We start from the raw sequence: 11,836 nt of genomic DNA on the forward strand, positions 1-11,836 counted from the left end.
GTGGACGCCTACCTGATACCCGCCGTCGACGGGATCGCCTACGGGCTGCTCCTGGCCATCGCCGCCGCCGGACTGACCGTCGCCTTCGGCGCGGGCGGCGTGCTCAACCTGGCGCACGGCACCCTGATCGCGGCCGGCGGCTACGTCGCCGCCGCCACCAGCTCCGGCACCTGGACGAGCCTCGTCCTCGCGGTCCTCGCCGCGACCGTTGCCGGTGCGGCCGGCGGCGGGGTGCTCGCCGCGGCGACCGCCGCCCTGCGCGGACGGGGGCATCTCGACCAGGCGCTGCTCACCTTCGGCCTCGCCCTGGCCGGCGGTGACCTGCTCACCACCGTCTACGGCCCCGACACCCTGCGACCCCGGCTGCCCGCCGTCCTGCAGGCCACCATCACCGTCGGCGGGCACCGCTACCCGGTCGACCGGGTAGCGGTCCTGGGCATCGCCGTCGTCGTCTGCGCCGCGGGGTACGTGCTGTTGCACCGCACCCGCGCCGGCCGGCTCATCCGCGCCACCGTCGACGACCGGGCCATGGTCGCCGGCATCGGTGTCAACCCCCGGCTGGTCGACGCGGCGGTCCTCGTCACCGCCGGGGCGCTGGCCGGGCTCGCTGGAGCGCTGTCCACGCCGATCCTCGGCGTTGGGCCGGGCACCGCCGACACCGTGCTGCTGCTGTCGCTGATCGTCGTGGTCTGCGGCCGGCTCGGCTCGGTGCCCGGCGCGGTCGCCGCTGCCCTCGCCGTCGGCGTCGTGCAGACCCTCGGCGTGACCAGCTTCCCGACGGTGGCCCCCTACCTGCTGATAGGGGCCATGGCCTTGGTGCTCCTCGCGCGTCGCACCGGCCTGCCCGCGCAGGCACGCCCGTGAGCACCGCCACGCCGGGGTCCACGGCGCTGTGGGTCAGCGCGCAGGCGGCGCGGTGGCGGTCGTGGGCGCCGGCCAGCGTCGCCGTCGCGGTCCTCTGCGCCGTCGCGGCGTCGGCAGATCCATACCTGCACGCCACCGCAGCCAGGATGCTGCCCCTCGCCGTGCTGGCAGCGAGTGTCGCCGTGGTGACCGGGCACGCCGGCCTGCCCACCCTCGCCCAAGTAGCCCCCTACGCCGCTGGCGCCTACACCACCGCCCGCCTCACCCTGGCCGGCGTCGACCTCGCGCTGCTGCACCTGATCGCCGCCGCCGCCGCCGGTGCGGCCCTGGCCGGGCTGCTTGGGGTGGTGCTGGTCCGCCATCGGGGCACCGTGGTGCTGATGCTCAGCCTCGCCGCCGCGGAGCTGACCGCCACCACCGCCGCGCAGTGGCGCAGCGTGAGCGGCGGCACCGACGGGCTCGCCGGCATCCCCGCACCTCGGCTGCTACCCGGCCTGCCGCCGCTGCTGGTCGACCGGGCGGTGCTGCTCTACGCCGCGGCGGTGGCAATCGCCGCCACTGCCGCGGCAGTGATCCTGCTCGGCGGGGACCGACGGATGCTGCTGGCGGCCGTGCGCGGCAACGAGGCACGCGCCGCCGCCAGCGGCCATCGCGTGTACGCCTACCTGTGGGCCGTGCACACCGGCGCCGGAGCGCTCGCCGGGATCGGCGGGGCGCTGCTGATCCACACCCACCGCTGGATCACCCCCGCCGACGTCGGGTTCACGACCGCAGCCCTCGCCCTGCTCGCGGTGGTCATCGGCGGCGCGACCTCACTGCCCGGCGCCGCCGCCGGGGCGGTCGCGGTCCTCACCGTCCGCGATGTCGCCGCCGCCGACCTGCCCGGCCACGCGCCCCTGCTCCTGGGCGCCCTGTTCGTCGCCGCGGTGTACCTGCTGCCCGGCGGCCTGACCGCCCTGCCCCACCGTCTGCACCGTCAGCGGATCCTGCCCACCCGTCTGCGCCGTCGGCGCCACCAGGACCTGCCCGCGGGCAGCGGCGCGGCCCGACCCGCCGTCAGGAGCACCCCGTGAGAACCGTCCACCGCATCGACGTCGAGCCGGCCCCCTCCCAGCGCAGTGCCACCGAGGTCGACCGCGCCCGCGGCAACGGCCTGGTCGCCACCGGCCTGCGCCACGCCTACCAGAGGCTGATCGTCCTGGACCTGGACACCTTCACCGTCGCCCCCGGCGACCGGCACGCGGTCATCGGCCCCAACGGCGCCGGGAAGTCCACCCTGCTCGACCTCCTCGCCGGCACCACCCGCGCGCAGACCGGAACGATCACCTACAACGGGCAGGTCATCACCCGGCGCAGCGGCGCCTGGCGGGCCCGGGCTGGCATCGGCCGTACCTTCCAACACCCCGCCGTCTATCCCGACCTCACCGTCCTGGACTGCGTGCGCATGGGCGGCTGGCACCACCGCCACCACCCCGACCGCACACCCCTGCAAGTTCTCGACCTCGTCGGCCTGATCGACCACGCCGACCATCCAGCCGCGGTCCTGTCCCACGGGCACCGCCGCATGCTCGACCTCGCCGTCGCCCTCGCCGGACAACCCCGCGTGCTGCTCCTCGACGAACCCGCCGCCGGCCTCACCGACACCGACACCGCGCGCCTGCTCGACATCCTGGGTGGGCTGCCGAGCTGGATGGCCGTGGTGCTCGTCGAGCACCACATGGACGTCGTCGCCGCACTGGCCACCTGGATCACCGTGCTGCACCACGGCAGCCGCCACACCGACGGCCCCGCCGACACCGTGCGCGCCGACCCCGCCGTCGCCGCCCTCTACCTCGGAGCGGGAGGCGACGATGCTGCGCACCGGTGACCTTACCGCCGGCTACCACCGCGACACCCCGGTCCTGCACGGCATCGACCTGGACCTCACCGCCGTCGCCGTGCACGCGGTCGTCGGACCCAACGGCGCGGGAAAGACCACCCTGCTGCACACCCTCGCCGGGCACCTACGCCCCACCGCCGGGACGGTGCTCTGCGACGGCCGCGACGTCACCGGCTGGCGGCCCACCCACGCCGCCCGCACCGGTGTCGCCCTCGCCCCGCAGGGGAGGCGGCTATGGCCGTCGCTGACCGTCGCCGAGCACCTCACCGTCACCCGACCCGCCCGCCACCACCGCGGACCCGCCTTCGGCATTGACGAGGTGCTGAATCTGTTCCCCGCGCTCGCCGGGCGGCTGCACCACCGGGGCCATCAGCTCTCCGGCGGGGAACAACAGATGCTCACCATCGCCCGCGGACTGCGCACCGCCCCCCGGCTGCTGCTCGCCGACGAGCCCACCGAAGGACTCGCCCCCACCGTGGCTGGTCAGGTAGCCGACGTGCTGCGGCAGCTACCCCAACGCGGTGTCACCGTGCTGGTCACCCTCCCGCACGTCCGCGCCGCCGCCGCGCTCGCCGACAGCGTGCACGTGCTGACCGCCGGACGGCTCGGCCAGCTCCTCGACGCGGGAAGCGGACAGGCCGAACGCCTGATCCGCGACCACCTCACCCTCACCAGCCCGCGCGCCGAATAGAGACAACATGCACACCCGCCAACCCATCCACCGCCTGATGCGGCACCGCGCCGCGCCACGCGTCGACGGCTACTCCGGCGGCGTCGACACCAGCAACCCGCTGCGACTGCTCGCACCCACGACAGCCCCGCGGCGCTGCGGCGCCGCCGCCGCGGGCGTCGCCGCAGTAGCCGCCACGCTGACTCTCGCCGGCATCTCGGCGCCGCCGAAGCTGCACATGCCAGCCCTGGTCGCCGCCGACAACAGCTGCGCGGTCCCGGAACCCGCACCATCTGCCGAGCTGGCCGCCACGGTCGCCGCGCCGTCGGCGACCGTCGTGGCGTACCCACGCGCGGCCCGACCTGTCCTGAACGCTCTGGCCCAGCGCATCACAGCCGACGCCTGCGACCCGGTCAGCGGCCGGTTCGACGTGGTGCGCCTGCGCGCCTGGCACCTCGACAAGGGTGGGCAGACGACGCGGGACATCGTGCGCTGGTATGACGACGACGACTCCGGCGCAGCCCTGACCAGCGAATACCCGGACCCGTGGCCGGGCGTCACGCACGACTTCTGGCCGCCCGGATGGCTCAGCGACCGCAACCTGTCGAAGGCGTTCACCAGCGGCGACTTCTTCCGCCACAACGCCGGTCTGCACACCAGCGACCTCGACGGCGACGGCGGACTCGTCACCGGTCTAGCCGCACTGGCCACCTGGCACAGCCCCGCACCATCAGGGCGGGCACTCGCCGTGACAGAACTGGCGTACACACCCGGGCTGGTCGCCTACCCCCGCACCGTCGACCGGGCCGGCCGCACCGGCATCGGCGTCGCCACCACCACCAACGGCGACGCCATCCAGCGGCACCTGCTGATCCTGCACCAGTCCACCGGACAGGTCCTAGCCTACGAGCGCGCCACCCGCACCCCCTCGGGCTGGCAGCCGTCGGCCTACCTGCTGTTGCTGACCCGTACCCACACCGAGCGCCGCTGGTGGGAACCACCCACCACCGCCGACGCCCTCGAGACGACGCAGCCGGCGAACCTGATGATGCCCCGCCGGCAGGGCCGCCACGTCGTCCACCCCGAGAAGCCCTGCACCCCCGAACCCCCAACCGCACAGTAAGGAACCGCCACATGACCACCACCGCGGCGCAGCGCTACCAGTTCCGCAACACCCCCACCCAGCTGCACCCGCTGCAGGAGATGCTGGACCCGATCACCATCGACGACCTCAACCGCGGCGGCATCACGCGCGGGCAGCACGCCCTCGACGTCGGCGCCGGAGCCGGTTCCATCGCCCGGCACCTGTGCGACCTCGTCGGCCCCGCCGGCAAGGTCATCGCCGTCGACCTCGACACCACCCTGCTGGCACCCACCGGCGTCCTCGACGTCTACCAGCGCGACCTGCGCACCGAACCCCTACCCGTCGAGGCCGGCAGCGTCGACGTGGTTACCGCCCGCTGCGTGCTGGAGCACCTGCCCAACCGCCATCTCCTGCTCGAGCAGATGATCACCGCGCTGCGCCCCGGCGGCCGAATCGTCCTCGGCGAGATCGTCTACGCCCGCACCACCGTCCCGCACGCCCCGACCGGCGGCGACGCCGAGCTGATCGTGCGGATCGTGCACGGCATCCTCGACGTCCTCGCCGACCGCGGCGTCGACCTGCACTGGGGCGAGAAAACCCCCACCCTGCTGCTCAACGCCGGCCTCGAGCAGGTCCACACCCGCTGGCTCGCGCAGACCTGGACAGGCGGCAGCCCCGGCTGCCGCCTGTACGCCGACAACGCCCGGCAACTGCGCGAACAGCTCCTCAAGGCCGACTTCGTCGCCAGCGACCTGGACCGGTTCGCCGAGCTGATGGCCGACCCGACCGTGGTGGTACGCGGCTACGAGTTCGCCTGCACCATCGCCCGCAAACCCCGCTGACCTCACCGGACCGGGCGGCGGCACGCCCGGCCCGCGAACCCGCCCACCGCACGGCCTCGTCAGCCGTCAGCGGCGGGCGACGGCAGCCGAGCACCACCAGGCTGCCGAGCCGGTCGACCGCCTGCAAGGGGAGGGCGGGAAGCCGGCGTGGCCGGCGGCGGCGCATCCCCCGTTCGCCGCCGCCGGCCATCTCCCAGCCCCACCAAGGAGAAGGGACGCCATGCGCTGCACGCTTCCGCCCGCCCGCAACGCCGCGCCAGCAGCTCGCGCCGGTGCCGTGGGCAGCGGCGGGGACAATCAGGCCATCACCGCGGCGCAGGGACGCGGCGAACAGGGACCCGACCGCGGCCTCGTGCCCAGGGACTGCCCCCAAGCCGCCTACAACCGCCTGTCGTGCCGCCACCGCGGTCCACGCCCCGACCCGGGGCAGCGGCGGCGCGTGAGGCAGGCATCCGCCCGGTGACAGCAATCGTGCCACTGCAGGAAATGATCGTGCGGGCCGAGGATCTCGCCGCCGCTGGAGACCTCGGGGCGGTCGCGGCGCTGCTGCGACCCGCGCTGGCGCAGGTCCGCCCCGGCGCGGTCCCCGCGGCAGCCGTGGACGCCGCGGTCCTCTACGCCCACGCCCTCACCGGCACAGGCCACGCCGCCGCAGCATCCGACTGGGCCGGCTGGGCGCACACCCGCAGCCGCCACCACCACGGCCCCGAGCACCCGACGACGGTACGCGCGCTCGGCGTCCTCGCCGCAGCGCTACTCGCCTGCGGCCGTCCCCGCCCCGCTGCCGCCTGCTACCGCGACCTGACCGCCGCCCTCACCTCCGTCGGCGGTGCACACGACGTCCGCACCCTCGCCGCCAGAGCCGACCTCGCCGCCGCGCTGCACCGCGCCGGGTTCTGCGCCACCGCCCACGGCGAACTTACCGACGCCTGGCGCACCCGCCGCGGCCACGTCGGCGACGCCGACGACTTGACGATTCGGATGCTCACCCGGCTGGCGGGAATGTACCGCGACTGCGCCGAACCCCACCTCGCCACCGACCACTACCGGCAAGCCCTGCACCTGGCCCGTTCCCACCCCGACCCGCTGCGCCAGCAGGTGCAGCATGCGGCGACCCGGCCGCCCCGTCACGACCACGAGGCAGTCTGCACCCACCGGCCAACAGCGCACAGTGCGACGCCGAACCTCCACCCGAGCAGCTGACCTACACCTTGCCCGAGGACCCCGCCGACATGCCGTTCCCCCGCAAGTACCCGCAAGAACTGATCGACTCCGCCGTCACCCGCGTTCAGCAACAGCGCGCGGCCGGCAGCCACCGCGCCGTCACCGCCGTCGCCCAGGAACTCAACCTGCACCGCCGGCTCGTGCAGCAGTGGGTCACCAACGCCCGCCCCGCGACCACCAGCACGATCGCCACCGTGACCGACGAGCGAGCCGACAGCGACGACCCCCACGCACTGTCACTACCGCCAGGCCTGTTGTGGTGCGGAATCTGCCGCCGGCCCATGACCGCCGTACTCACGCTTGACGCGAAGGTGGCTTACGACTGCCCACCCGACTGCCACCGCCCAGCCCTGCCCGCCGCGCGGATCGTCGACATGATTGGTCGCGCCGTGCTGCGCAACGCACCGCACATCGTGCCCGCCGCCGTCGCACATCCCCACAACACGGAGACGGCCGCTGCCTGCGCCGGCAGGATCATCAGCCGCGTCACCGCCGGCCGCCACCCCGCCGACTTGCGCATCGCCTGGCGCCCCGTCGTCGCCAGCACGGCGCCGCTCACCGAGCACCTCGACCTCGCCCGCGCCCTCACCGCCACGAATCCGGCGCACGCCCGAGAGCTGCTGCACGCGGTCCTCTCCGCCGTCGACCCCACCACCGCTCCCGACGACCCGGTACACGCCGACGCCGCCCACCTGCACGCCGAGGTGCTCATCCGCCTCGGACACCCCACGGCGGCGATCCGCTGGGCCACCTACGCCCACCAAGCCCGCACCCACCTGCATGGCCCCACCGCCGCTGCGACCCTGGCCGGCCTGCACATCCTCGCCACCGCCCACCGGCTCGCAAGTCACCACCAGAGGGCATACCACCTGTACCGCCACCTCGCCGAGCAACTCGCGACCACCGCCGGCCCCGACGCCCACCCCACCCTCGCCACCCAGGCCAGCCTCGCTGTCGTCCTGCACGACCTTGGTCACTGCACCCGCGCCCGCGACTTGCTCGCCGACACCATCACCGCTCACCGCCGTGCCCACCCCGGGCATCCGGCGACAGCCCGGATGATCAGCCACCTCGGGCGGATATGGCAGGACTGCGCCGCGCGCCAACATGTGCATGCCCGTGAGGACCGGTGACAGGCGCAGCAAGCCAGTCGTTGCGCCAGACGCTCGCCGCCCTGCGCTACTTCACCCTCGACGGCACCGGCCACCCCAGCCACAAGGCCCAGGGCAGCATGATCCGCCGTTACATCATCTGGCGGAACAATCACACCGCCGACGAGCGCCTGCACAACGTCGTCACCGGGCCAGCGTCGCATGAATCAGGTGGCGGCCAGGCGGAAGACCTGCCGGGAACCACCTTCCGGACCCGGATCAACAGCCTCGGCAGGGGCGAAACCAAGGCGTTCGTAGAAGATGCGTGCACCGCTGACGGAAGCACCAGGGTGATCGGCCCCGAAGGTGACCACCTCAACGGTGCCTGGGCCCCGCACGAACCTGCGCATTGCGTCCGCCATCAGCGCACGACCGACGCCCTTCCCCCGTGACCGCTCCGACACGACAAGCCAGTGGACGTGGTAGGACGGGGCCTTCGCCGCGAATAACAGCCCACCCAGGAGATCCGGCTCCGAGGAAACAGCGACGAGCGCCGTGGACCGACGAACGTGCTTGCGCACAGCGTCATGAAAGGCGAGATCCTCGACCATCGGACCGAAGCAGCACTCGACCTGGGCCGCCAGATCAAGGAAGCCATGGAAGTCTTGCTCTCCCGCAAGTCTGACGATCACCTGAGCAGTCTGACAGGAACGAGGCAAACCTTGCCTGACGCGGCACTAGGGCAGCGGGGGCGAGTCGGTGGATTCGAGGGAACTAAAGATCGCCTGCAACGTCCCAAGGCGTGGCTCCGGTGTCAGCATGGCTGCCTGGGCAGTCCGGAGTGTCGTTCCGCGTTTGAGAACGACAACCGAATCAAGCCTTGGGCACCATGCGACCAGGTTGCCGATTTGGTCGGCTGGAGCCCCGCCGGGAAGGAACAGGACGTTGTATTCATCCGAAGAGTGCTTGCTCTCGGCGTCCTGTACTTGGTCGTGCCGCGCCATGGATCCGGGGTTTCCGAGCTGCCATTGTCGGCCTGGCTCGCTACTGGCGTTGTAGGCAGCCCAACCCTTGAGTCGCTCCACCGGCGTCTCCATTCTGCTCGAAGTGCTCACTCGATCACGGAGGCTCTGGCGTGTCCAGATCGGAAAAGATCGCTCCACAAACTTCCGCGCCCGCACGGCTGCACTGCGGTCGCGAGAGGTGGCCGGGGATGCCGTAAGCCGCAATGACTGGTGTCGGTGGCGTAGGGGTCACAGACTGTATGGCGTGAGCGACTATTCCGGGCCGGCGGCGCCTGCCGCAGTGGTGCGCGTCGCGCGCCCACGCTACGTGCTCTCCCGCGTCGGGCAGCCCACCGAGGCGGGGGCCACCGCGAAAGCCGGCGTCGCCGGCGCGGTTGGCGCCGCCCTAGTCGACGAGGTGCAGGTCCGCGGCCGTCGGATCTGGGCGCCCTTGGTGCAGACGCCACTGCGTCTCAGCGCCGGCGGGCAGCCATTCCGCGCGGATCACGACCCCCAATCGCCGCCGGAGGCGCACGTCGCGGACCTGCGGGTGCGAAGGCTGCTTCTCGAGCCGCGGTGACCGCGCGCGGAGCGCGGCCATGACCACCGCCGTCAGGACACCACCGTCGCGAGTGCGTCGGATCAGGTCGGAAGCCGAAGCAGCGCAACTGGCGGGTTGGCTGGTAAATGCGCGGCGGGGCTGGCCGGTGGTGGTGGTCACGATCCCATCCGGGCAGACGGAGCCGTTCGGCGATCCCGACGCCGTCGCCGAGGCGGTCAGCGGTCTGGCGGAGGTCGTGGTGCTGCCCACCAGCGGCCTGTCCTGGGCGTTCTCCCACGCGATGCCGCCCTCGACCCAGGTGTACGGGGGTGCCGGGCGGGTGTATCCGGTCAGCGGCGACTGGATCACAGACCCCGGTCGTGCCCGGTTGCGGTTCGCCTACTCCCGTGATGACCGGGAACGGGTCACCGGCCAACTCGTCGGCGACGCCCTCACCGCCGCGGCGGCGGCCGGCCTGGGGCCGCTGGCCACCAGCCAGCAGGCCCAGCAGCGCAGCGGCACGGTGGAGGGGATCGTCGGTTCCCGGGCACTGGTCCGGCTGGACGACGCGATGATGGCCTCGGTGTGGGAGGAGCTGACCGTTGCCGGTGTGCCATTGCACCGCGTCCTCACCAAGGGGCAGCACGTCACCGGGCTCTACGACCCGGCGTCGCGGCGTCTCGACTTGCGCGCGGGGCTGCGCTTTGCCTCCCCCGTTGTGGCGCGCGCCGCCGTGGTCGACGCCTACCGGGTCGGGGACGTGGTCTGGGCCGACGTCGTCGCGGTCACCGCCGACACGGTGACGCTGCGGCTACTGCCGGGCGTCACCGTCGAGGTGCACCGGGACGCGGTCACCGCCAATCCGCAGGACTCGATGGGCGAGCTGTTCACCACCGGCGAGACCGTGGCGGCCCGTATCACCGCCCTCGACGCCGCCGAGCTGAGGCTGCGGGTCGACACCGTCGACGGCGAGGCGCCCGTGCCCGCGCCCAGCCTGCTGCCGGACGGGCCGCCCTGGCTGCCGCCACCTGCGAACGAGATGCCCGTCGCCCGCGCCCAGACGCGCGCTGCGGCCCCGCTTCCCCCGGTGGCCGGGGTGCCGCGGCAGGCCATACCCCTGGACCTGGCGCGCGGTCACTCACCGGTGCCCCCGCCGGCTGGTCCGGCGGGCACACCCGCGGCCGCCGTGCCGGGTCCCGCCGCGCTGACACGTGCCGCAACCGACCGCGCGGCGTTGCACGCCGAGCGGGCGGCGCGGGAGAACGCCGAGCGGGACTTGGAGGCACTGCGGGTGCACGCCGCAAGCCTGCAGGACGAACTCGCCCGGGCACACCAGCGCATCGAGAATCTGCAAACCCGCTACCGCACCGCCGACCTGGCCCGCCAACACGCGGTCAAGCAGCTGCGCGGCCACCAGAGTCGCAGCGACCAGGTCGGCGACCACCCTGGCAGTGACGGTCCGGCGTTCCTCCAAGACGAGGACCAGTTCCGCCACGAGGTCTACACCGAGTGGGCACGACGTATTCCCGCCGCCGAGAAGGCCGACAAGCCGCTGGCCGACTACCGCCTCGCGCCCGGCTTTCTCACCTCCCTGAACACCCTGCACGGCGTCAGCCGCGCCAAGGTGGTGTCCGTCGTCGTCGAGGTCCTCACCGGCCAGGCACCGCACCTCGCCGGCCGGGACCTGCACCAACTGCGCACCGGCAGCAACGGCAGCCCCTACCTCACCCGCCCGGACGGGGCGACCTGCTGGCGCGTCGCCCTGCAACGCGGCACCGCCTCCGCCCGCCGCATGCACTACTGGCGCACCGCCGACAGCTACGAGCTGTCCCGGGTCACCGTCCACGACGACTTTCAGCCCTGACCAGAACACCGACCCAGCGGCGCGACGAAAAGCCACCACACTGAGTCGGTCGGTTCAACAACCACCCCGGGCCCCGGCAGCCGCATCCCAGCAGCATCTGGTAACCCCGAGGGCGCCCCGGTAGCTTCAGCGGTCGAAGACCTTCGCTGTCTCCGACTGGGAGAGTGTGCTTCGTGTCGCACATCGAGAAGATCGCCGGTGAGTTCCGCGCACTGATGGCCGGCGTGGAGCGCGCGCGGGGACTCGCAGCCGCCGCTGACAGTCAGGCCCAAGAGGTCACAGTGCGGGCCGCGGGCGCCGGCTTCGCCGCAGTAGCTGCGGGCATGGTCCGGGTGCGGAAGGCGATCAACGGGATCCAGGACGGCCGGGGTAGCCTCACCGGGTCGGTTGGTGAGGCGGCGAAGGCAACCGCTGCGGTGCCCCGCGAGGCCACCCCGCAGGAGACGATTGCCGCGCTGGCACCCGTGGTGAGCGCGGCTGACAGCGCCCGTGACGCAACCACAGGTGCCATCGCCCAGGTCCGCGAGGCGCAGCAGCTCGTCGCCATGGTCCTGCAGGGCGGGCAGCCGGGGCCGCTGCTGCAGGCATTGGAGAGCATCAAGCAGGTCCTGGTGCTGGTCGCTCAACGCACCAGTGCTACGCGGCAGTTCACCGAAGCGGCGATCGCCGACGCGCGACAGCTAGTACGGCAGCCGCCGTTTGGGGATCATGGCTGAAGTTCGAGGCTGAGGCGGCGTGTGTAGTGCGATCGTCGAGCTCGGGCTTGATGCTGG

The 11,836-nt window shown here is 72.9% G+C and carries 12 protein-coding genes; 11 read left to right on the forward strand and 1 reads right to left on the reverse strand.

Annotated features, from left to right (window positions below):
- The 8 genes from FB455_RS18735 to FB455_RS18765 all read left to right on the forward strand — a co-directional run bounded on the left by FB455_RS18735 (position 1) and on the right by FB455_RS18765 (position 7,696).
- On the forward strand, positions 1-864 hold the full coding sequence (locus tag FB455_RS18735) for a branched-chain amino acid ABC transporter permease (protein ID WP_486481549.1): 864 nt from the start codon (positions 1-3) through the stop codon (positions 862-864).
- Positions 861-1,937, forward strand: a complete 1,077-nt coding sequence (locus tag FB455_RS18740) for an ABC transporter permease subunit (RefSeq protein WP_145754313.1) — start codon at positions 861-863, stop codon at positions 1,935-1,937. The genes FB455_RS18735 and FB455_RS18740 overlap by 4 nt, the downstream gene beginning before the upstream one ends.
- Positions 1,934-2,731: an ATP-binding cassette domain-containing protein gene (locus FB455_RS18745; RefSeq protein ID WP_222434137.1), complete on the forward strand. Its 798-nt coding sequence runs from the start codon at positions 1,934-1,936 to the stop codon at positions 2,729-2,731. Before FB455_RS18740 ends, FB455_RS18745 begins: the two co-directional genes overlap by 4 nt.
- Positions 2,715-3,434, forward strand: a complete 720-nt coding sequence (locus FB455_RS18750) for an ATP-binding cassette domain-containing protein (protein WP_145754316.1) — start codon at positions 2,715-2,717, stop codon at positions 3,432-3,434. Before FB455_RS18745 ends, FB455_RS18750 begins: the two co-directional genes overlap by 17 nt.
- 7 nt (positions 3,435-3,441) lie before the next feature.
- Complete coding sequence (locus FB455_RS34330; RefSeq protein ID WP_186466419.1) at positions 3,442-4,536, forward strand: hypothetical protein; 1,095 nt, start codon at positions 3,442-3,444, stop codon at positions 4,534-4,536.
- An 11-nt stretch (positions 4,537-4,547) separates the two neighbouring features.
- On the forward strand, positions 4,548-5,339 hold the full coding sequence (locus FB455_RS34335; protein WP_186466420.1) for a methyltransferase domain-containing protein: 792 nt from the start codon (positions 4,548-4,550) through the stop codon (positions 5,337-5,339).
- 471 nt (positions 5,340-5,810) lie between these two features.
- Positions 5,811-6,542, forward strand: a complete 732-nt coding sequence (locus FB455_RS18760; RefSeq protein WP_145754321.1) for a hypothetical protein — start codon at positions 5,811-5,813, stop codon at positions 6,540-6,542.
- A gap of 29 nt (positions 6,543-6,571) precedes the next feature.
- Positions 6,572-7,696 carry a recombinase zinc ribbon domain-containing protein gene (locus FB455_RS18765; RefSeq protein ID WP_145754325.1) on the forward strand — a complete coding sequence of 375 codons (1,125 nt, stop codon included), beginning with the start codon at positions 6,572-6,574 and terminating at the stop codon, positions 7,694-7,696.
- 185 nt (positions 7,697-7,881) lie between these two features.
- On the opposite strand, the gene FB455_RS18775 is transcribed toward FB455_RS18765, so the two are convergent.
- Entirely contained in the window at positions 7,882-8,265 is a 384-nt protein-coding gene (locus FB455_RS18775; RefSeq protein WP_223884660.1) for a GNAT family N-acetyltransferase, read from the reverse strand.
- A 658-nt stretch (positions 8,266-8,923) separates the two neighbouring features.
- On the opposite strand from FB455_RS18775, the gene FB455_RS18780 reads away from it, so the two are divergent.
- The 3 genes from FB455_RS18780 (at position 8,924) to FB455_RS18785 (ending at position 11,779) form a co-directional block, all read left to right on the forward strand.
- A complete protein-coding gene (locus FB455_RS18780) occupies positions 8,924-9,238 on the forward strand; it encodes a hypothetical protein (RefSeq protein WP_145754327.1) in 315 nt (104 codons plus the stop codon).
- Between the two features lie 133 nt (positions 9,239-9,371).
- Positions 9,372-11,063 carry a hypothetical protein gene (locus FB455_RS34340; RefSeq protein WP_486481550.1) on the forward strand — a complete coding sequence of 564 codons (1,692 nt, stop codon included), beginning with the start codon at positions 9,372-9,374 and terminating at the stop codon, positions 11,061-11,063.
- Positions 11,064-11,236: 173 nt separating this feature from the next.
- Complete coding sequence (locus FB455_RS18785) at positions 11,237-11,779, forward strand: DUF6244 family protein (RefSeq protein ID WP_145754330.1); 543 nt, start codon at positions 11,237-11,239, stop codon at positions 11,777-11,779.
- Positions 11,780-11,836 lie beyond the last annotated feature (57 nt).

It is taken from the genome of Micromonospora sp. CNZ296 (assembly GCF_007827635.1).